Annotated in this window: 15 protein-coding genes; 5 read left to right on the forward strand and 10 right to left on the reverse strand. The window is 46.3% G+C overall.

What is annotated here, in order from left to right; translation table 11 throughout:
* The first annotated feature begins 6 nt into the window (after positions 1-6).
* Entirely contained in the window at positions 7-1,491 is a 1,485-nt protein-coding gene (gltD, locus tag QT990_RS17220) for a glutamate synthase small subunit (protein ID WP_333143098.1), read from the forward strand.
* Positions 1,492-2,225: 734 nt separating this feature from the next.
* On the opposite strand, the gene QT990_RS17225 is transcribed toward gltD, so the two are convergent.
* From QT990_RS17225 to QT990_RS17235, 3 genes are all read right to left on the reverse strand, one after another.
* A complete protein-coding gene (locus QT990_RS17225) occupies positions 2,226-2,834 on the reverse strand; it encodes a transposase (protein ID WP_333409983.1) in 609 nt (202 codons plus the stop codon).
* Positions 2,835-3,155: 321 nt separating this feature from the next.
* A complete protein-coding gene (gene priA / locus QT990_RS17230; protein ID WP_333143100.1) occupies positions 3,156-5,717 on the reverse strand; it encodes a primosomal protein N' in 2,562 nt (853 codons plus the stop codon).
* Positions 5,718-5,796: 79 nt separating this feature from the next.
* Positions 5,797-6,867: an ATP-binding protein gene (locus tag QT990_RS17235; RefSeq protein ID WP_333143101.1), complete on the reverse strand. Its 1,071-nt coding sequence runs from the start codon at positions 6,865-6,867 to the stop codon at positions 5,797-5,799.
* 390 nt (positions 6,868-7,257) lie between these two features.
* Here QT990_RS17235 and QT990_RS17240 point away from each other — a divergent pair, with 390 nt between their 5' ends.
* Together QT990_RS17240 and QT990_RS17245 are read left to right on the forward strand one after the other, a co-directional pair.
* Positions 7,258-7,491 (forward strand): hypothetical protein, encoded by a 234-nt coding sequence (locus QT990_RS17240; RefSeq protein ID WP_333143102.1) that lies wholly within the window; start codon positions 7,258-7,260, stop codon positions 7,489-7,491.
* Positions 7,481-8,425, forward strand: a complete 945-nt coding sequence (locus tag QT990_RS17245; protein ID WP_333143103.1) for a fused MFS/spermidine synthase — start codon at positions 7,481-7,483, stop codon at positions 8,423-8,425. Before QT990_RS17240 ends, QT990_RS17245 begins: the two co-directional genes overlap by 11 nt.
* A 361-nt stretch (positions 8,426-8,786) precedes the next feature.
* Here QT990_RS17245 and QT990_RS17250 read toward each other — a convergent pair whose 3' ends face one another.
* The gene (locus tag QT990_RS17250) at positions 8,787-10,049 is read right to left on the reverse strand and encodes a lipid-A-disaccharide synthase (protein ID WP_333409985.1); all 1,263 of its coding nucleotides are present in this window, start codon (positions 10,047-10,049) and stop codon (positions 8,787-8,789) included.
* 36 nt (positions 10,050-10,085) lie between these two features.
* Here QT990_RS17250 and QT990_RS17255 point away from each other — a divergent pair, with 36 nt between their 5' ends.
* Positions 10,086-10,562: an ankyrin repeat domain-containing protein gene (locus tag QT990_RS17255; RefSeq protein WP_333409986.1), complete on the forward strand. Its 477-nt coding sequence runs from the start codon at positions 10,086-10,088 to the stop codon at positions 10,560-10,562.
* Between the two features lie 106 nt (positions 10,563-10,668).
* On the opposite strand, the gene QT990_RS17260 is transcribed toward QT990_RS17255, so the two are convergent.
* From QT990_RS17260 to QT990_RS17285, 6 genes are all read right to left on the reverse strand, one after another.
* Positions 10,669-11,700, reverse strand: a complete 1,032-nt coding sequence (locus tag QT990_RS17260) for a calcium-binding protein (RefSeq protein WP_333143106.1) — start codon at positions 11,698-11,700, stop codon at positions 10,669-10,671.
* Positions 11,701-12,207: 507 nt separating this feature from the next.
* The gene (locus QT990_RS17265; protein WP_333143107.1) at positions 12,208-13,194 is read right to left on the reverse strand and encodes a calcium-binding protein; all 987 of its coding nucleotides are present in this window, start codon (positions 13,192-13,194) and stop codon (positions 12,208-12,210) included.
* A 210-nt stretch (positions 13,195-13,404) separates the two neighbouring features.
* Positions 13,405-14,478: a calcium-binding protein gene (locus QT990_RS17270; protein ID WP_333143108.1), complete on the reverse strand. Its 1,074-nt coding sequence runs from the start codon at positions 14,476-14,478 to the stop codon at positions 13,405-13,407.
* A 315-nt stretch (positions 14,479-14,793) separates the two neighbouring features.
* Positions 14,794-15,840, reverse strand: a complete 1,047-nt coding sequence (locus QT990_RS17275) for a calcium-binding protein (protein WP_333465545.1) — start codon at positions 15,838-15,840, stop codon at positions 14,794-14,796.
* Between the two features lie 315 nt (positions 15,841-16,155).
* Positions 16,156-17,190, reverse strand: coding sequence for a calcium-binding protein (locus tag QT990_RS17280; RefSeq protein WP_333310577.1), 1,035 nt, complete (start codon positions 17,188-17,190; stop codon positions 16,156-16,158).
* Positions 17,191-17,324: 134 nt separating this feature from the next.
* The gene (locus QT990_RS17285) at positions 17,325-18,314 is read right to left on the reverse strand and encodes a calcium-binding protein (RefSeq protein ID WP_333143111.1); all 990 of its coding nucleotides are present in this window, start codon (positions 18,312-18,314) and stop codon (positions 17,325-17,327) included.
* A gap of 534 nt (positions 18,315-18,848) precedes the next feature.
* On the opposite strand from QT990_RS17285, the gene QT990_RS17290 reads away from it, so the two are divergent.
* Positions 18,849-22,862 carry a magnesium chelatase subunit H gene (locus tag QT990_RS17290; RefSeq protein WP_333143112.1) on the forward strand — a complete coding sequence of 1,338 codons (4,014 nt, stop codon included), beginning with the start codon at positions 18,849-18,851 and terminating at the stop codon, positions 22,860-22,862.
* Positions 22,863-22,928: the final 66 nt, after the last annotated feature.

The raw sequence follows: 22,928 nt of genomic DNA on the forward strand, positions 1-22,928 counted from the left end.
ACCACTATGGGAAAACCAACAGGCTTTATCGAATTCTTGCGCGAATTGCCCTCCGAACTCTCACCAGTCGAGAGAGTCCACAACTGGGACGAATTTCACCTGCCGATGGATGAGGACAAACTCCGCACCCAAGGCGCGCGCTGCATGGATTGTGGCATTCCGTTTTGCCACACGGGCACAATTATCAGCGGCATGGCAAGCGGCTGCCCGATTAACAACCTCATCCCCGAATGGAACGACCTAGTATATCGCGGACTGTGGAAAGAAGCCCTAGACAGACTCCACAAAACCAACAACTTCCCTGAATTCACCGGCCGCGTCTGTCCCGCACCCTGCGAAGGCGCTTGCGTGCTCGGCATCAACAACCCGCCGGTGACGATTAAAAACATCGAAGCCGCAATTATCGACAAAGGCTGGGATGAAGGCTGGGTTACTGCCGAACCACCCGCCAAACGTACCGGCAAAAAAATCGCCGTCATCGGTTCCGGGCCCGCAGGTTTGTCCGCCGCCGCGCAACTAAATAAAGCCGGTCATTGGGTAACAGTATACGAAAGAGCCGATCGACCAGGCGGCCTGCTAATGTATGGCATCCCCAACATGAAGCTAGACAAAGAACAAGTCGTAATGCGCCGCCTCAAAGTCCTCGAAGACGAAGGCGTGACATTCGTCTGCAACACCGAAGTCGGCAAAGACTTACCAGCCGAACAACTGCTAAAAGAATACGACTCCGTTGTGCTCTGTACCGGCGCCACCAAACCCCGCGACTTAGGCATCCCCGGCCGGGAATTAAAAGGCATCCACTTCGCAATGGACTTCCTGACAGCAAACACCAAAGCAGTTTTAGACAAGAGCACCAACGATAACTTCATCTCCGCCGAAGGCAAAGATATCGTGATCATCGGCGGCGGCGACACCGGCACCGACTGCGTGGGCACCTCCATCCGCCACGGCTGCAAAAGCCTGGTACAGCTAGAAATCCTGCCCAAACCGCCGTCGGAACGGGCGGCCAACAATCCCTGGCCGGAATGGCCAAAAGTCTACCGTCTCGACTACGGCCAAGAAGAAGCCGCAGCCAAATTCGGCGACGACCCCCGCGGCTATCTCACCACGGCGACAAAGTTCGAGGGCGACGAAAACGGCAATGTCAAAGCTGTGCACACCGTTGAGGTGGAGTGGGCGAAAAACGAGAAAGGGCAGTTCATTCCGAACCACATCCCGGGCACGGAAAAAGTGTTGCCCGCACAGCTTGTCTTGCTAGCGATGGGCTTCCTCGGCCCGGAACAGCCCTTGCTGGATGCGCTGGGATTGGAACGCGACGCGCGCAGCAACGTGAAAGCCGAGCACGAAAAATATACAACCAGCATTCCGGGAGTTTTTGCGGCTGGGGACTGTCGCCGGGGACAAAGTTTGGTGGTTTGGGCGATTAATGAAGGGCGCGGCGTGGCCCGGGAGTGCGACCTTTATCTGATGGGGAGCACTGATTTGCCTTAGTTGGTAGGTGTGAGTCGATCGAGATTGTTTGATTTCCGATAATTTATTAGGCCCGTAAGGGCGGGTTCGCCAAGATTTTGATTTAAAAACCAAAAATATTGTAAACCCGCCCTTTGTACCTTGAAAGAGGTAGATTGCGATTTACCTTTGGGTGGGGGCGGGTTTACGAGATTATGGATTTTAGGCAATTATTATTGGTGAAACCCGCCCCTACAAATCTCTCGATTTGGGATGATTTTCGTGAATAAATTCCGATAATTTATTATGCCTGTAGGGGCGGGTTTTACCAACAATATTTGAGGCTCACAAACAATCTATAAAAACCCGCCCCCACCCAACAAATAACCCAGATTAACGTGATGTTTGAGAGCAGCCCAAAAAGGTAGGGGGCGGGTTTATTATATTGTGGGTTTATGACAGAGATGGTTGGTGAAACCCGCCCCTACGAATCGGTTCATTTGGATTTCTCGTTGGGGGGGGCGGGTTTGTTATATTGTTGGTTTATGGCAGAGATGGTTGGTGAAACCCGCCCCTACGAATCGGTACATTTGGATTTCTCGTTGGGGGGGCGGGTTTATTATATTGTGGGTTTATGGCAGAGATGGTTGGTGAAACCCGCCCCTACGCATTGGTACATTTGGATTTGTCGTTGGGGGGGGGCGGGTTTTTTATATTGTTGGTTTATGGCAGAGATGGTTGGTGAAACCCGCCCCTACGAATCGATCGACCTAATATTAGAGGACGATCGACTGTATATAAGATTTGCCATTCCATTCGATCGCCAGCGGACTAGATTCATTAATTTTGACTGAATTATGAGGATACAATTCATCTTTTCCCCACAATAAAGGATTATTAACAATATATTCACGAATGGCAACTAATGATTCTTCATTGCGGATGATATGTTCGTAATAACCCCGCTGCCACACCGATATGCTTGTCAAATATCGCATTTGGTTAATTCGCCGCGCCGAAGATGTTTTTAAACCCCGCACAATTTCCGACAAAGGATGGATTTTTGATTTTATCAGGCCAAATTTATCGGATTCTGTAGAATTTATTTCGGGGCTGCCTTTCAAAACAATAATTCCATGAACGTGATTTGGCATCACAATAAAATTGTCTAATGCTACGTTTGGGTAACGTTTGGGAAGAATGCTCCAATTGAATAAAACAGTTTTCCCATAGGGACTCAATTGCATTTGATCATTAATAACGTCGCCGAATAAACATTCGCGCTGCCAACTGCAAATAGTGATAAAATACGCACCGGGAGTCCTATAATCATATCCTGGCAGGCGAATTGAGCGGCGGTGGTGTTTGTTACGATCGTATTTCATAATTTTGTTTCCATAAAACAGTTGTTCGTTCGGTGGGGGCGGGTTTATTATATTGTTGATTTATGACATAAATGGTTGGTAAAACCCGCCCCTACGATGGGCTGTAGGGGCGGGTTTTACCAACAATATTTGAAGCTGACAAACAATCTATAAAAACCCGCCCCCACCAACCCATAACCCAGATTAACCTGATGTTCGATCGAATTCAAAAAATGTAGATTCGGATTTGTCGTGTTCGTGGGGGCGGGTTTATTATATTGTTGGTTTCCGACATAGATTGTTGGTGAAACCCGCCCCTACAACGGCCTGTAGCCCCACCAATCAACCAAAATTCAACGGATCGACATCAATAGTTAAACTAACAGAACGCGGCGTGCGATCGCGCAATCCGATCAAATCCGACAAATCCACCGACTCATCCAAAGGCAACTTCAGCAAAATCTGCCACCGATAGCGATTTGCCACCCGCATAATCGCCGCAGGTGCAGGCCCCAACAACTCACACCCCGGTACAGACAATCGCTCAATATACTCCTGACAAACAGACGCTAATTGTACCGCCGTCACCGCCACTTCCGCCGCATCTACACTGCTCAATCGCAACAATACCAGCCGCCCCGAAGGTGGATAATTCAGCGCTGCTCTTTCTGCTAATTCTGTTTCCACAAAATCCGCATATTCGTGCCGCCTAACTGCTTGAATAACCCGATGTTCTGGAGTGTAAGTTTGAATAATTACCCGCCCCGGATCATCACCTCTGCCTGCACGGCCCGCGACTTGAGTTAATGTTTGAAAAGCTCGTTCGCTTGCCCGATAATCGGATAAGTTTAGCAACCCATCAGCAGACACAACTCCCACCAATGTTACTCCAGCTAAATCTAACCCTTTCGTCAGCATTTGCGTACCCAACAAAATGTCAGCTTCCCCATTAGCAAATTGCGTTAACAATCTGCGGTGGTCGCCCTTATTTCTAGTCGTATCGCTGTCAAACCGAATAGCCCGCAATTCTGGAAACAATCTCGTTAATTCCTGTTCGACTCGCTGAGTGCCACTACCAAAGTTTTTGAAGTAAGGAGAACTGCAATCCGGGCAGTTTTGGGGGTGTCGTTCCGTGTGGTTGCAGTAGTGACACCGCAATATTTCTGCTGTTCCTTCGCCGACGTGGTGATAAGACAGGGAAACATCGCAATTCGGGCATTCCATCACATAGCCGCAACTCCGACAAGACACAAAGGTACTGTGTCCTCTTCTGTGAATAAACAGGATACCTTGCTGTTGTCTTGCCTGCAATTGTTCCAGCGCGTTTTGCAGGGAGACGCTGAAAATGGAGCGGTTTCCTTGCCGCAATTCTTGGCGCATATCGACTATTTCCACAGGCGGCATCGGGCGGGAATAAATGCGATCGGGCAATGATAAATAATGGATATTTGGTAACGAGTAATAATCTCGGCGCGTCCCGACAAAAGTCTCTAAAGCTGGCGTTGCGGAACCTAAAATTAAGGGACAATTTTCTAATTCGGCGCGCCATTTGGCAACGGTGCGGGCATGGTAGCAGGGGGCTGGTTGGTCTTGTTTGAAGCTGCTGTCGTGTTCTTCATCGAGGATAATTAAGCCGAGGTGAGGTAAAGGCGCAAAAATGGCCGATCGCGTGCCGATGACAATTTGCGGGGTTCCAGTCAGCATCTGACGCCATGTATCGTAACGTTCGCCGTCGGATAGGGCGCTGTGGTACACGCAAATTTGCTCGCCAAAACGGGCTCGGAATCTGTCTGTAAGTTGCGGTGTCAAACCGATTTCGGGAACGAGTACGAGGGCGGATTTGCCGCTGGCTAAGATTGGGGCGATCGCCTGCAAATACACTTCGGTTTTCCCGGAACCTGTAACGCCGTGCAGCAGCACTTGACGAAATCCCGAAAAAGAGTTAATAAACGCTAAGGCTTGAGCTTGAAAATGAGTTAAAGTTTTCGGTGCATCGGGCAATTGAGAAATTCCGCGATCGCCCCTGAGAACTTCCCTTTGATCGATGACAACGCTACCTTTTTGTTCCAAATTTTTGACAACAGAAGAACTCGCGCTGCAAATTCTCAGCAAATCGTTCATCCACATTTCACCGCCGCCACGTCGCAAAACTTCCAATACTTCTTGTTGCCGCTTGGTTAAATCTGTGACAAATGCACTAGCAATTAATGTCACTGCAGGTTTGAGTTGTGGTTTGGGAGGATTGGGAGGTTCTAAATAACTTTCTACCCAACCGCGTTTCAATAAATCTTTCAATCCCCGATAACTTCCCTTGACTTGTCGCTGGAGGTATTGCCAAGTGTAATCGCCGTTTTTTTGAGCTTGCAGCAATTGCAAAATTTGACTCGCTGCCGGATTGAGAAATGTTTCGGCATTCGGAGAAATTGCGTCCTTAATTAAGCGAATTCGGCGCACGGAACGGCTTAACAAACCGGGCGGCAGTGAGGCTCTAATTACTTGAATTAAAGGTGTGCAATAATAGGTGGCAGTGCGATCGAGCAATTCCCAGTAATTAGGCGGGAAAAAGCCCGCACTGACAACATCTTCGACATCTTTAACCCGCGCCGGATCTAAGTCGGGCGGCAGTTGAGAAATGAACCGAATTGCGATCGCCCCTACCTGTTGACTGCCAAAGGGTACACTCAAGATATCTCCTGGTTGCACGGTAAGTTCCGCAGGTAAACGATAGGTAAATAACTTGTTTTCCTCCCCTGCGGAGTCCCCCGCCACCCTGAAAGGAGAGTCCACCAATACCTCGATCCACTCTGCTTGCACGGTGGGGCGCTGTGGCGGTTCGCTGCTGCCGTAGGATGCCCCGGCCTCTGCCGCTATAGGGGTTGACAAACCAAAAGTGACAGTAGACATAAGGTTGCACATCAAACTAGGAGGAGCCGCGGTCAAAGGGAGTTTTCATTATCCCTCAGTTTAGCTCGATCGATCGCTCTTAGCTGCGGGAATTGGCGATCGGAATCTCGATCGCGAATTCAGTCCCTTCTCCAATTGCGGATATGCACTCCAACCTCCCGCCGTGTTTGTCCACAACAATCTGATAGCTAATTGACAATCCCAAACCCGTCCCGTGACCAACTTGTTTGGTGGTGAAAAACGGATCGAAAATTTTCGCTTTTACAGATTCATTCATTCCCATACCATTATCTTTGATGCTAATTCTTGCCCATTTTCCGGAAATAATAGAAGTAGTAATGCTCATCTGGATAGGGTTGGATTCTATCTCCTCCTGTGAAGACTTTTGCTCTCGCTCTCGCAGGGCATCAACAGCATTATTAATGATGTTCATAAACACCTGATTTAATTGCCCAGCATAACACTCGACCTTGGGCAAATCTCCATAATCTTTAATAACACTAATAGCGGCATGACCGGGCTTTTCTTTAGTTAAATGCTGCAAAATTAACAATGTGCTGTCAATTCCTTCGTGAATGTTAACTGGTTTTTTTTCACCTTCATCTACCCGCGCAAAGTTGCGTAAAGTCAGCACTATTTCGCGGATGCGCTCGGAACCCACTTTCATTGACGAAAGAGTTTTCAACAAATCTTCGCGCAAAAAGTCGATGTCAATTTTTTCCAGAAAAGCTTCAATCTCTGCATCTGTTTCGGGATACCTATCCTGGTACATTGCTAGCAATGTTAAAATGTCGCCAGCGTAGTCATTGACATAGGTAATATTGCCGTAGATGAAGTTGACGGGATTGTTGATTTCGTGGGCAATACCAGCTACCAAAATGCCCAAAGCCGACATTTTTTCGGCTTCGATCAATTTGAGCTGCATTGTTTGCTGGTTTTCCAGAGCTTTTTCTAGTGTAGACATTTTGGCTTTTAAAATATTTTCGGAATCTCTAAATTCCTGCGTGAGCTTTTTTAGCAAAGATTCTTTTTTTTGATTAAGGGCTTGTAATTGGCTGCGTTCGGTTTCCGAAGTTTCAAGTTTTTCCCGCAGGATTCGATTTTCCTTTTCCAGCTCTTTGATTCTGTTTTCCCAGTCTGTTGGTTCCATCGGCTATTATTTTGAACCTAAAAATAGTGTCATAACAGTTTTATTAGGAAATTTAGTTGCACCCTTTACCTAGTGATAATTTCGTCGCACATCGCCTCGGCAATTTGGTCAGAAGAATTTAACACTTCCTTTATTTTGCTAGGTCTAAAAATCTTATCTAATATAGATTCTCAATGTCAAGATATTAATAACAAGTCTGGTTAAAACCGATCGCTACTTTTATTCCCCCTCTCGCATTTGCGGGGTTTTCATCCGATTGTTGATAAATAAGCAGGTCGATCGCCAACTTATAAAGGCGGGCCCAGCGCGAAAAATTGCCCGATTCAGACAACATTTGTACAAAACCCGCCGGCAAGGCAAAGCGAAAATATTAAATGTGAGTGCGATCGAGTGGGGGCTACGGGAAAAGTGATCTCGACGGGACGCGCGATCGCCCACAAGCAATCTCAAGTACCAAGCCACTTGCTCTATCCCAGAACGCAATCACACTATACCATTGCTGAGAAATCTCACTTTAATGTGTCGATCGTACTCACACACCCGCACCATTTTGTGCTAATAACTACTACTTGTGACAACATCGACACAGCAGTTTATATTTGGAGAGTAATTGATGTCAGGTAGCGAAGTTCGTGCAGACTTTTGGATGAGCGAGTACATTACCCCTTGGGATATTTACGTTCACGGCGTCATCGCCGTGCTCGCTTACAAAAAAACTGCCTATCAAGAAATGTACGTAGTTCAAACCGGTACCTACGGGAAAGGCTTAGTTTTAGACGGTAAGTGGCAATCTTGTACAGGCGACGAGTTTCTGTACCACGAACCCCTGGTGCACCCAGCGATGATTTGTCACGGTTCACCCAAAAAAGTCCTCGTTCTCGGCGGCGGAGAAGGAGCTACAATTAGAGAAGTGCTGCGCTGGAAAACAGTTGAAAAAGTCGTGATGATCGACATTGACGGCGAAGTAGTAGAAGCTTGCCGCGAACACCTGCCCGAAATGCACCAAAATGCCTTTGACGACCCCCGCTGCGAAGTAGTAATCGGCGATGCTTTGGACTATTTAGATAACACTGACAATGATTGGGATATTGTCATTTCTGACTTGTCCGATCCCATTGAAGAAGGCCCATCTTTCCAGTTGTTTACCAAAGAGTATTTTGAGAAAGTTCGCAAGGTAATGTCACCTAACGGATATTTCGTAGTGCAAGCGGGTCCAGTTTCTCCGGCAGAAATGAAAATGCACGCTCGCATTGTAAATACCCTGAAATCTGTTTTCCCCAATGTTCAATCCTGCACCAGCTTTATTTCTACTTATGGAGCTCCTTGGGGTTTCGCCATAGCTTCTAATCAAGAAATAAATACGCGCCCCGAACCCGAAGTTACTGACAAATTACTCGCCGAGAAAACAACTGGCGGGTTGCGGATGTTGGATGGGATTACGCTGTTGGGATTGATGCAAGTTCCCGGTCACTTGCGGCAGGTAATTGCCGCTGAAACCGAAGTTTACACTATGGCAGCACCGCCTAAGTTTTTCGGGAAAGGCTCTGTCAGTCAGTGAAGTTAAATTGAAATCGAGGTTAAGTTCCTGTAGGGGCGGGTTCACCAACAATAATTGCCAAAAACCGACAATCTCAAAAACCCGCCCCCACCCAACTAATAGCCTGTATCAACCTTTATTTATAAAATACGGGAATAATGCAGATTGAGTTGGGGGGGCGGGTTTATTTAGATCGTGAATTACCGTCAGAGATTTGTGGTGAACCCGCCCCTACGATACAAATCAAATTATTTCCTATTTTATTTATAAAATACGGGAATAATGCAGATTGATATTTACTGTTGGGCGGGGGCGGGTTTATTTAGATTATGAATTACAGTCAGAGATTGTTGGTGAACCCGCCCCTACGAGGTTTTATTGATTATTGCACCTCAATTTCTTCACAAACCAATTCAGCAATTTTTTTCGCCGCCCCCGATTCTCCTCGAACCGCACGCAAACGATCGCCCATTTGTGCTAATTTATCAGGATGGCTCAAATAGTCGATCGCCAATTGAGCAATTACTTCTGGTTCCAGCTTCCCAATCAACTCCGGCACAATCTCCTCCTGTGCCCAAATATTCGGCCAAGCATAAAGCTTTCCCTTTCCCAATTGCCAGATAAGCCAATTAATCACCGTCGCAAAAACTGAACCGACTAACGGCAAATTTGCCAGCAATCCCGGCAAACCATCCCAAGCTTTCATCGCATCCAATTGCTGCGTCGGAATCAAAACAATCATGGGTACAGCTAACGAACCCAATTCGGCAGTATTCGCTCCCACAGTAGTTAAACACAGGCTGCATTCTGATAGCAAATCGTAAGCTGGCGTCTGCGTCCAAAGTTCTACTTGCAACTTATTTGCTGTCTGCAAAAACGGCGTTTCTGTTAAATGAAGTTCGGCGCTGGCGTTCTCAAATAAATGCAGGCAAGGATTGTGTTTTGGGTCGGCAAAACGTGCTAGAGTTTGCACATCTAAGGTAGGAGCAACGGGAATTACAAAGCGAGTTTCAGGGCGGAGGCGATGGATAGATTGGGCGATCGACAAACATAACGGTACACCTAAAGCTAATTTGGCCGCTTTAGAACCGGGCAACAATCCAATTAATTCTATTTTCCGTAGGGGCGGTGCCCCCGTGCCCGCCCTGCCCGATTTCCCGTTCCCTACTTCCGCGATCAAATCTCCGACAACTGTAAATTTCTTAGCATATTTTTGGGGAATTTTAGCAAAAACTTCTGGTTTCATCGCCGCAAATTTATCAATCCAGCGATACCACCGCGCGTCCCATTCAGCATAAATAACAGTGCGATATTTTAGCCTTTTGCCAATAACAACCGTAAAAAATTGATCGCCGCCTAAAAACAAAACAACTCCTGTTTCATACCAATCCCAATTTTCAGCCGTTTTGCCCGACAATAAGAATGGAAAAAAATGCTCCGGCGCCTGCACTCTGTCAACTTCTGGGTAGGAACAAGCGATTTCTGCTTCTTTCCCGGTGGCGTGCGGACAGGGGGACAGCACCACAGAGATTCGGGCTTGAGTCCCCGCGTTTCCCAATTGCTCACGCAAAGCTTGCACGGCGGGACGCACCCAAGTTGCCAATTCTCCGGGGCCGTTGGAGAGGATTAAAATATCTACTGCCATAGGATTTAAGATTTGAAAGGATGCAAGGGAGATTTTATGACAGATTTAATTAATGCCGTCAAGACGGGTGATGTTGCGGCTGTAGAAAGTGCGATCGAACAGTGTGCAGATATCAATGCTAAAGATGAGGAAGGCGGGACGGCTTTGACGGCTGCGGCTGAGGCTGGCAATTCGGCGATCGTCAAAAAATTGCTGGCTGCAGGTGCCGGGCCCAACAGTCAAGATAATGACGGGTGGACGCCGTTAATGAGTGCCGCTGCTGCCGGACATACCGAGATTGTACAGCTTTTGCTGGAGGCGGGAGCGGATGTGAATGCTAAAACTAATTTTGGTTTGACGGCTTTGATGAGTGCTGCAGGTAGCGGGCGCACTCAAGTTGTGGAATTTTTAATTGATAAAGGAGCTGATATCAAAGCGTATGATAATAATACTTGGACTGCGTTAATTTGGGCGTCTTCGGAGGGCCACAAAGATGCGGTTGAGGTTTTGAAGCTAGCGCGCGATCGGCATTAAAGACTTAGAAACCGGGTTTATTCGAGAAACCCGGTTTCTGGATGGTACAATTAATTATCGTACTCCCCAGCAGCGATCAAGCAAATCCTGAATAGCTGCGAGATTTCTACCCAATTAAAGAAGTTGACCAACTATATTCTGAAGGTAATAAATTCAACTTTAGATTTCCGCCACCTTCAATAACTGCGATCGTATCACCATAACTAAGTTGGTCGCCTCCATTTGGTGTAAAGAACGGCAAGCCGTTTGTTTGGATTGCTAAATCTCGATTATTGTTGATGGGAAACACAATGTATTTATCGAATGATGTAGAGCCGAGCTGGATCGTATCCTGACCTTGGGTAAAGTTTTGAATTGTAGCAAAACCCGGTCCAAGGTAGAAAGATTTATATCCAATCACAAACACTCTACTGGTATATACAGGCTGCGCTAACACGAATGTATCGGCGCCGGGTCCGCCAATGAGAGTATCGAATTCGTTGCTGCCGTCACTTCCAGACACTCCGGCGCCAAAGCCTGCAGAGCTTGTTACTCCAACTAATTCGACATTCCCCACTCCTATACCAGTGAGGGTGTCATTGCCGGAAGTTCCGATAAAAGTAGCAGTCCTGTTTGGCTCGTTTTTTCCGAAATTGAAGTAGTGTTCCCGACCAGTTGTCAAAGCTCCAGAGTAGACAAGAGGTCCAATATCACGGTTTCTATTTAAGTATACTGTTTCATAGAAAGAAGTACCATTGCTGAAGCCGCCGAATTGAATGAAGTGCTGGTAGCCACTTTTAAAGTTATTCTCAATAAACGACCGCGAATCTCGGTTAGTTGCTACATAAAATGCTTCGTCATAATTTGGCGATACGCGCGATCGACCCTCTTCGTAACCGTATTGGATAAAGTGGTCTAAGCCCGTCGCAAAAGGCACGTTTGGGTTGTTGGGAGTGCGGACAAAGGGTGTGATGTCTGGATTGCCGGCAAGGTAAGTAGCTTCGTCAAAGTACCGCGATATTTTTGTGAGGCCACCGGCTTGACCGAACTTTTCAAAGTGTTCTCTGCCGGATTTTATAATTCCTGCATCAATAGCCGGTTTCACCCAAGGATATTGGGAAAGGTAGTATGGTTCGTCAAAAATCTCATAATTAGTCATAATTATTTCTCCAAGCTTAGTCTGCTTACTTGTCGATTAAACTTGACCCACTATAACTAACTCTACTAACTCACTATGTCAAGTTAATTATTGTTAAGCCTGTTTTATTATTTTTAGGGCAAACACAAAAGTGCGATCGCCCATTTTGCGAATGTGCGATCGTACTCCCCAGCAGCCAAAGGTAAATCCTTAACTGCTTCGAGATTTCTATCGAAGGAAAGATGTAAAAGAAAGAGATTTTAGTAATAAATTAAAACTGAGATTGCGGTCGCCTTCAATAACAGCGAGCGTGTCACCGCGGTTGGTTTCGACCCCTCCATTTTTAACAACAGAGAAGCCATTAGCTTGGATAGCTAAATGTCGATTATTGTTAATGGGAAACACCAAGAAGAACTCTCAGAAAGTCCCTGCAAGCTGGATGCTATCCTGACTTTGGGTAAAGTTAAGTAGCGTGCGTTATTAACGCACCTACCATGTTAACCGAGAAAGAGATAACCGAGGTTCCGGTTATTTAAGGAATAGGTAGAAAGTGCCGTCCCCCTGTGGCTGAGTTGTAGAAAAAGATAAATTTTTTCCCTCAATAATACCAATTGTTTCATATCTTGGGCTGAGGATTATGAACTCGTTAGCATCCTCCATTGTTGTGTAGATATCGGGACTTCCTGCCAACTGGATCTTGTCATTGTCTTGATCAAAGTTCCGAATTCTAACTATACCGGGGGTAGTCGCATAGAGTTGACGGGATGTGGGATTACCCGAGGTAGCAGGAACTCCGAGTACGAATGTATCCCTCCCAGGGCCACCGATCAGGACATCAGATTCCTCATTTCCAAAGCTTTCATACTGCCGATTGCCTTGGGGATCAATACCTACTTCAACTCCAATTAATTCGGCATTCCCTACCCCTACACCAGTGAGGGTATCATCGCCGCGGCTTCCGACAAAAGTAGCGGAGCGACTAGGCTCAAATTGCCCAAATTTGAAATAATGTTCTCGACCGGTTCTCAAGGCTCCCGAGTTGACAAACGGCACAATGTCGGGGTTTTCTTTTAAGTATTCCGGTTCAAAAAATGAAGTCCCAAAACGACCGTCTTTGAGTCCGAATCGAATGAAATGCTGGTAGCCTGATTTGAAAGTTCCGTTCTGAACGAACGATCGCAACTCTGAGTTATTTGCTAAATAAAAATCTTCGTTATATTCAGGCGATACGCGGGTGCGGCCTTCTTCGTAGCCAAACTGAATAAATTGGTCTAAACCAGACGCAAAAGGCGCGTTTGGATTGTTTGGGCTGCGAACCAGGGGAGCAATATCTGGATTTTGAGCTAGATAGGTTTGTTCGTCAAAGTAACGCGATACTTTGGTCATGCCGCCGGCTTGACCGAAGTTTTCAAAGTGTTCTCTGCCGGATTTTATAATTCCTGCATCAATAGCAGGTTTCACCCAAGGATATTGCGCCAGGTAGTATGGTTCGTCAAAAATTTCATAATTAGTCATAAGTTGTACTCTAAGCTTAGTCTGCTTACTTGTCGATTAAACTTGACCCACTATAAATAACTCTACGAACTCACTATGTCAAGTTAATTATTATTAAGCCTGTTTTATTATTTTTAGGGCAAACACAACAGTGCGATCGCACATTTTTTGCGAATGTGCGATCGCACTCCCCAGCCGCAATCAGCCAAATCCCCAATAGCTTCGAGATTTCTAGCCAAGTAAAGGTAGAGAACCTCTAGATTCTGGTAATAGATTCAACTTGAGATTTCCGCCGCCTTCAATAACAGCGATCGTGTCAAATCTACTAATTCCCGAACTTCCATCTGCAAGGGAGACGAACAAGCCGTTCGTTTGGATAGCTAAATCTCGATTGTTGTTGATGGGAAATAGCAAGAATTTATCTAAGGAAGGTTGGATATCTCTTGTTGCTAGTTGAATACTATCCTGCCCTTGGGTAAAGTTCCGAATTGTAGCAAAACCCGGCCCGATATATAAGTTTGTTGGGAAACTGAATCCCTTACCACCACTGCCTACTAAAAGGTCTCCGAGCATGAATTTATCGCGGCCGCTACCGCCAGTGAGAGTATCGAATTCATTACTGCCCTCACTTTCATAATTTCGGCCGGGGATGGAAAAGCCATCACTGTTTGTAACATAACCTACTTCAACTCCAATTAATTCGGTATTTCCCACCCCAGCACCGGTGATAATGTCATTCCCGGAAGTTCCGATAAAAGTCGCAGAGCGGTTAGGCTCGTTTTTCCCGAAATTGAAGTAGTGTTCGCGACCTGTTTTCAAGGCTCCAGAGTTGACAAAAGGCACGATGTCGGGGTTTTTTAGTAAGTATTCTGTTTCAAAAAATGAAGTCCCAAACTGACCGTCTTTGATGCCGAATTCAATGAAATGCTGGTAGCCATTTTTAAAAGTTCCATTCTGAATAAACGGCTGCAACTGTCGGTTATTTGCGAGATAAAAAGCTTCGTCATACTCAGGCGATACGCGAGTGCGACCCTCTTCGTAACCGAACTGGATAAAGTGGTCTAGTCCTGTAGCAAAAGCCGCACTTGGGTTGTTGGGAGTGCGGACTAAGGCAGCGATGTCTGGGTTGCCAGCAAGGTAAGTAGCTTCGTCAAAATACCGCGATACTTTAGTTAAGCCGACGGCTTGACCGAATTTTTCAAAGTGTTCTCTTCCTGATTGGATAACTCCTGCATCAATGGCTGGCTTGACCCAAGGATATTGAGCAAGGTAGTATTTTTCGTCAAAAATTGCGTAACTAGCCATGTTTTCCTACTGCGGCTTTAATGAGCTGTTTATGCAATTTATCAATAATCCAGAACAGAGACAATTACCTGATCGGGTGATTTTACCCAACAGTCAAATCTCACTTAAGCTCTATGCTTTATCGCCCATAAAAGTGAGACCTACTGGAGGATTAAATGGATTTATCATCACAATCAATTGCAGATTTAGATTGGCTACGCTATGAATTATGGCAATTGTATCTGCCGATTGTTTAATTAATAACTCTCCCGATGATGGACTAAGGCAAACCCTGCATAGGTGCGAGATTTATAGCCAAATACAGCGCTAATAACACTAGAACCCACCATAGGCTACTGGTAGATTCAAACTGAGATTTCCGCCACCTTCAATAACAGCGATAGTGTCACCGGGAGTGGTTTCGGTAACTCCATTGTTAACGACGAATAAGCCCCTCTTTTGAATAGCTAAATCTCGATTATTGTTGATGGGAAATACCAATAATTGATTTGAGAAAACCCCTATATCGAGCGTATCCTGATCTTGCGTAAAGTTCCGAATTGTAGCAAAACCCGGCCCGATGTAGGACAGGTCAGTGTAAACCGCCGATCTACCACCCGCTAGAGTGCGAGTTCTACGGGTCAACACGAATATATCGCGGCCGCTACCGCCAGTTAGAGTATCGAATTCATTGCTGCCGTCACTTTCATAATATTCCCTGGGGGAGGCTAAAAATGCGTTACTTTCTGTAGTGTAACCTACTTCAAATCCTATTAATCGGGTATTCCCCACCCCTACACCAGTGAGGAGGTCATGGCCGGAAGTTCCGACAAAAGTAGCAGATCGGTTTGGCTCATTTTTCCCGAAATTGAAGTAGTGTTCGCGACCAGTTTTCAAGGCTCCCGATTCGACAAGCAGCCGAACATCGGGGTTGAATTGTAAATATCCCGGTTCAAAAAATGAAGTCCCAAACTGCTCCTCTTTGAGGCCGAATTCAATGAAATGCTGGTAGCCGTTTTTAAACGTTCCATTCTGAATAAACGGCAGCAAAACTCGGTTAGTTGCGAGATAAAACGCTTCGTCATACTCAGGCGATACTTGGCTGCGACCCTCTTCGTAACCGTATTGGATAAAGTGGTCTAGTCCGGTCGCAAAAGGCGCGTTAGGGTTGTTGGGGGTGCGGACAAAGGGTTTAAGGTCTGGATTTCCCTCAAGGTAAGTATCTTCGTCAAAATACCGCGATATTTTGGTGAGGCCGGCGGCTTGACCAAATTTTTCAAAGTGTTCTCTTCCAGATTTGATGATTCCTGCATCAATGGCTGGTTTCAGCCACGGATATTGCGAAAGGTAGTATTGTTCGTCAAAAATTGCGTAACTAGCCATGTTTTCCTACTGCGGCTTTAATGAGGTATTTATGCAATTTATCAATAATCCAGAACTGAGACAATTACCTGATCGGGTGATTTTACCCCACTGTAAAATCTCACTTAATCTCTATGCTTTATAACCAAAAAAAGCGGTAAAATCGGGAGGATTAAATAGATTTATAATTCCAATCAATTGCAGATTTAGATTAGCTCCCCCCTGAATTCTGGCAAGTGTATCTCCCGATTTTTAAATTAATAAGTCTCCCCATGATGGACTAAGGCAAACCCTGAATAGCTTCGAGATTTCTACCCAAGTAAAGAGCTAATAACACTATATCCTTGTAATTAGTTGATTATAAGTGAGATTTCCGCCACCTTCAATAACAGCGATCGTGTCAGGGGGAGTGGTGAAGGCAACTCCATTGTTAACGGCGATGAAGTCCTTCTTTTGAATAGCTAAATCTCGATTATTGTTGATGGGAAATACCAATAATTCATCTGAGGAAAGCCCTATATTGATGATATCCTGACCTGGGGTAAAGTTCCGAATTGTAGCAAAACCCGGCCCGATGTAGGACGGGTACGTGGTAAACGTCCGTCTACCACTTCCTATACTGGAAAATGTACGGCTCAACAGGAATGTATCGCGGCCGCTACCGCCAGTTAGAGTATCGAATTCATTGCTGCCGTCACTTCCATAAGATGGCCTGGGGTCGGGAAAGCCATTAATTCTTGTAACATCATTTAGTTCAACTCCTATTAATACGGTATCCCCCACCCCTACACCAGTGAGGATGTCATTGCCGGGAGTTCCGACAAAAGTAGCGGACCTGTTTGGCTCGTTTTTCCCGAAATTGAAGTAGTGTTCGCGACCAGTTTTCAAGGCTCCCGATTCGACAACCCGCCGAACATCGGGGTTGCTCTCTAAGTATCGTGGTTCCAAAAATGAAGTCCCAAACTGATCCTCTTTGAGGCGGAATTGAACGAAATGCTGGTAGCCATTTTTAAAAGTTCCATTCTGGATAAACGGCTGCAACTGCTGATTATTTGCGAGATAAAACGCTTCGTCATACTCAGGCGATACGCGAGTGCGACCTTCTTCGTAACCATATTGGATAAAGTGGTCTAATCCGGTCGCAAAAGGCGCGTTTGGGTTGTTGGGGGTGCGGACAAAGGGTTTAAGGTCTGGATTTCCCTCAAGGTAAGTATCTTCGTCAAAATACCGCGATATTTTTGTGAGGCCGGCCGCTTGACCAAATTTTTCAAAGTGTTCTCTTCCAGATTTGATGATTCCTGCATCAATGGCTGGTTTCAGCCACGGATATTGCGAAAGATAGTATTGTTCGTCGAAGATATCGTAATTCATTGTTGCTCCTTTAAGAACGTAAAATGCGATCGTACTTTTTCATAGCACATTAGCCCACAACAAATAAAAAAGTCATCAATCCTCAGTATTAACTAATGACTGATGACTGATGACTGATGACTAATGACCAATGATTATCCAATCGAGAAAGTACCGTTCCCGTTAGATTCTAGGAAGGTCAAATTAAAATTTGCTCCTCCTTCAATCACGCCGATCACATCTCCAAAACGTTGGATTGACAAATTGTTGCCAACGGGAGTCAGGCTGTAGCCGTCGTTTAAAGAATTTCCTTGCAGTTGGATCAAATCGTCTGCTACGTTGAAGTTGCGAATCGTAGCTTGACCGTTACCCAAATACAGCGGGGTCGGGGTGACATTCCCCGCTGTAGGAGGAACTCCGAGTACGAATGTATCAGCTCCCGGACTGCCAATCAGGACATCGAATTCATTGGTGCCAAAGCTTTCATACTGCCGGTTGCCCCTGGGATCGATACCTACTTCCACTCCAATCAGTTCGGTATTCCCCACACCAACACCAGTGAGAATATCGGTGCTGCGGCTACCAACAAAAGTTGCGTCGCGGCTTGGCTCGTTTTTCCCGAAATTGAAGTAGTGATCCCGACCAGTTCTCAGGGCTCCAGAGTTTATAAACGGCACAATGTCGGGGTTTTCTCTTAAGTATTCCGGTTCAAAAAATGAAGTTCCAAAACGACCTTCTTTTGAGCCGAATTGAATGAAATGCTGGTATCCCGATTTGAAAGGTGCATTGGGGCCGACAAACGGTCGCAAATCCGAGTTATTTGCTAAATAAAAATCTTCGCTGTACTCTGGCGATACTGCGCTACGGCGCTGTCCTTCTTCGTAACCGAACTGAATCAAGTGATCGAGCCCACTCGCAAACGGCGCGTTTGGATTGACAGTGCGGACGAACGGTCTGAGGTCTGTGTTGACAGTAAGGTAAGCATTTTCGTCAAAATAACGCGATACTTTGGTTAGACCGCTGGCTTGACCGAATTTTTGAAAGTGTTCTAGTCCTGATTTGATGACTCCTGCATCAATGGCTGGTTTGATCCAAGGATATGAGGCAAGGTAAAATTGTTCGTCGAAAACTGCGTAGTTAGCCATGTTTTCCCCCTAATGTTTTGATGAGCTTGATAGTTTATAGCAATTAGCTTTCCATGAACTCGATCGCCAATCAGGAACTTACACAAAACAGACGTTATGAAATATTTTTAAGTTCCTAGGAACATATCTATTTTGGTAACTCAGCAATTATCGAAGGCTCGATTCTGCCTTCAGAATTTCTGCCTTTTTTTCGTCAGTTAATTGAGCGATCGCAAGTTTGATCACTTCTACAAAACTTGGAACTTTTTTCAGGATTTCTTTCTCAATCGTTGGTTAATTTTTAATTATTTTTCTCCCTGTTATTACTTAGTTACATACAAATAGCTTTATGTCAAGTAAATTTTTGTAAACAAAAACTGGAGTATTTGCTCAAGGAATTTATAAAAAAATGTAACGAAAATTTGACCTAAATTTGTCGAATTGTGTCATGTGCAGGCTCAAATCGCCTAATGGCAAGCGTTTTCTGGTAAAAATGCTTATGGGATAAAAAAATTCCCGATTCCCGAAAACAGCATCTTAAAGGAGCCTAACCGGATGTTCACTCACGTCAAGCCCACCATTCGCCACGTCGTGCCGGAAAACTTGCAGGGGCGATCGCTAATGAAGGTGGTCTATGTCGTACTGGAACCGCAGTATCAAAGCGCCCTGTCGGCAGCGGTTCGATCGATAAACAAGAAAAATCCGAATTTGGCAATAGAAATCAGCGGCTACCTGATCGAGGAACTCCGCAGCCCGGAAAATTACGAGGCCTTCAAGCGGGATGTGGCGGATGCCAATGTATTTATTGCTTCTCTAATTTTCATCGAAGATTTGGCCGAAAAAGTGGTAGCGGCAGTTGAACCGCTGCGCGACAGCTTGGATGTCGCCGTCGTCTTCCCGTCGATGCCCGGGGTGATGCGACTCAATAAAATGGGCAGTTTCTCGATGGCACAGTTGGGACAAAGCAAAAGTGCGATCGGCGAATTCATGAAAAAACGGAAGGAAAAATCCGGGAGTTCCTTCCAAGACGGAATGCTGAAACTGCTGCAAACTTTGCCGAAAGTGCTGAAATATTTGCCCATCGACAAAGCCCAAGATGCCCGCAACTTCATGCTGAGTTTCCAGTATTGGCTGGGCGGTTCCCAAGAAAACTTGGAAAACTTCTTGCTGATGCTGTCACATAAATATGTATTCAAAGGCCAGGGGGCAACCACGGGGGGATTGCCCCTACAATACCAAGAGCCCGTTGTCTACCCGGATATGGGAATTTGGCATCCTTTGGCATCGTCGATGTTTGAGGATGTAAAAGGATATCTCACCTGGTACAACGCCCGCAAAGATATTTCCGCAGACCTCAAAGACCCCCTCGCACCTTGCATCGGCTTGGTGTTGCAGCGGACTCACTTAGTCACGGGAGATGACGCGCACTATGTAGCAATGGTGCAGGAATTGGAGGCAATGGGGGCGCGGGTGGTGCCGATTTTTGCCGGCGGTTTGGACTTCTCGAAACCAGTCGAAACTTTTTTCTTGGAAGTTGGGACCAAAGGTGTTGCAGGGCTGCCGATCGTTGATGCGGTGGTTTCTCTGACTGGTTTTGCGCTGGTGGGCGGCCCGGCGAAACAAGATCACCCGAAGGCGATCGAGACTTTGAAAAAATTAAACTGCCCTTACATGGTGGCTTTGCCGCTGGTTTTCCAAACGACGGAAGAGTGGGAAAATAGCGATTTAGGCTTGCACCCGATTCAAGTTGCTTTGCAAATTGCCATTCCCGAGTTGGATGGCGCGATCGAACCGATTATATTGTCGGGACGTGATGGCGCAACTGGCAAGGCGATCGCCCTGCAAGATAGAATCGAAGCAATTTCCCAGCGCGCCATGAAATGGGCAATGCTGCGCCGCAAACCAAAATTAGATAAAAAAGTTGCGATCACAGTTTTCAGTTTCCCGCCCGACAAAGGCAACGTCGGAACAGCCGCTTATTTGGACGTTTTTGGCTCGATTTACCAAGTATTGAAAGCCTTAAAAGGCAACGGTTACGACTTGCCAGAATTGCCGGATTCCGCCGAAAAACTGATGCAAGAAGTCATCCACGACGCAACAGCCCAATACCAAAGTCCCGAATTAAATGTTGCTTACCGGATGTCGGTAGCTGAATACGAAGAATTCACTCCTTACTCGGAACGCTTGCAAGAAAATTGGGGCCCGCCTCCAGGACATTTGAACAGCGACGGACAAAATTTGCTGATTTTCGGCAAACATTTTGGCAATGTGTTTATCGGCGTGCAACCTACTTTTGGATACGAAGGCGATCCGATGCGGTTGTTATTCTCTCGTTCTGCCAGCCCGCACCACGGTTTTGCTGCTTACTATACATATTTGGAGCGCATTTGGGGTGCGGATGCGGTGCTGCACTTTGGCACTCACGGTTCGCTAGAATTCATGCCGGGTAAGCAGATGGGAATGTCTGGGGATTGTTATCCCGACAGTTTGATCGGCAAAATTCCTAACCTCTATTATTACGCCGCCAACAATCCCAGCGAAGCAACAATTGCCAAGCGCCGCAGTTATGCTGAAACAATCAGCTACCTGACTCCTCCGGCTGAAAATGCTGGTTTGTACAAAGGTTTGCAGGAACTAAGCGAGTTAATTGCTTCTTATCAAACTTTGAAAGAGACTGGGCGCGGTGTGCCGATTGTTGATGCGATCGTCGAAAAATGCCGTTTGGTAAATTTGGACAAAGATATTGCGCTACCTCCCGAACAAGAAAGAGGGGTTGCTGCAGGAATGACTTCGGAGGAACGGGACAATTTAGTTGGCTTGGTTTACCGCAAGTTGATGGAGATTGAGTCGCGGTTGTTACCTTGCGGTTTGCACGTTATCGGTAAGCCGCCGACTGCGGAAGAGGCGATCGCAACTTTGGTGAATATCGCCAATTTAGACCGCGAAGAAGACGGGCTGATCAGCTTGCCACGGATTATTGCTAACAGTCTCGGACGCGACATCGGCGAAATTTACACTAACAGCGACAAAGGCATTTTAACTGATGTCGAATTGCTGCAAAACATCACCTTAGCTTGTCGGGATGCTGTTGGCGCTTTGGTGAAGGAACAAACCGATGCTGAGGGCCGAGTTTCCCTTGTTTCTAAGTTGAATTTCTTCAACATGGGCAAGAAAACACCTTGGGTTGAAGCCTTGCACGCTGCAGGTTACAAAAAAATCGATCCAGAACCGATTAAACCGCTGTTTGAGTATCTGGAATTCTGCTTGCAGCAAGTTTGTGCCGACAACGAATTAGGCGCTTTGTTGCGCGCGTTAGAAGGCGAGTATATTCTGCCTGGCCCCGGTGGCGATCCGATTCGCAACCCGGATGTTTTGCCGACTGGCAAGAATATGCACGCTTTAGACCCGCAGTCAATCCCTACAACGGGGGCGGTTAAGTCTGCTAAGCTTGTAGTCGATCGGCTGTTAGAAAGACAGCGCGTTGATAACGGCGGAAATTACCCAGAAACCATCGCCGTTGTGTTGTGGGGAACCGACAACATCAAGACTTACGGCGAATCCCTCGCCCAAGTAATGTGGATGGTGGGAGTGAAGCCAGTACCCGACGCATTGGGCCGGGTAAACAAACTCGAATTGCTTTCTTTAGAAGAGTTGGGACGCCCTCGGATTGACGTAGTAATTAACTGTTCCGGCGTATTCCGCGACTTGTTCATCAACCAAATGAATTTGTTAGATAAAGCCGTGAAAATGGCAGCGGAAGCCGACGAACCCTTAGAGATGAACTTCGTCCGCAAACACGCCCTGAAGCAAGCGGAAGAAATGGGAATCAACCTGCGACAAGCAGCAACCCGGGTATTTTCCAATGCTTCTGGTTCCTATTCATCTAACATCAACTTGGCGGTGGAAAACAGCACTTGGGAAAGCGAAGCCGAGTTGCAGGAAATGTACTTAACTCGCAAATCCTTCGCCTTTTCTTCGGACAATCCCGGAACAATGGAACAAGATCGGAAGATTTTTGAATCATCCTTGAAAACTGCGGAAGTCACTTTCCAGAACTTGGATTCTGCGGAGATTTCCCTAACCGACGTGTCGCACTATTTCGACTCTGATCCGACTAAATTGATCGGCAGTTTGCGCGCAGATGGGAAGAAACCGACATCCTTTGTTGCTGATACAACCACAGCGAACGCGCAGGTGCGGACGCTATCAGAAACCGTGCGTTTAGATTCGCGGACGAAGCTGCTGAATCCGAAGTGGTACGAAGGGATGTTGTCGCACGGTTATGAAGGCGTGCGGGAGATTTCTAAGCGTCTGGTGAATACGACTGGATGGAGTGCGACGGCGGGCGCTGTGGATAATTGGGTGTATGAGGATGTCAACACTACGTTTATCCAAGATGAGGAGATGCAGAAGCGTTTGCTGAATCTGAATCCTCATTCGTTCCGCAAGATTGTCAGCACTTTGCTTGAGGTGAATGGCCGGGGTTATTGGGAGACTTCGGAGAACAATTTGGATCGCTTGCGTGAACTTTATCAGGAGGTGGAAGACCGGATTGAGGGGGTAGAATAGTTCTAAGATTTATGGGGCTGGCAGAAATGTCAGCCTCAACAACTTCTGTAACTAACTGTCTATCTT

Origin of the sequence: Microcoleus sp. T3_B1 (assembly GCF_036700445.1) — a bacterium.
In the GTDB taxonomy this organism is placed as follows: domain Bacteria; phylum Cyanobacteriota; class Cyanobacteriia; order Cyanobacteriales; family Microcoleaceae; genus Microcoleus.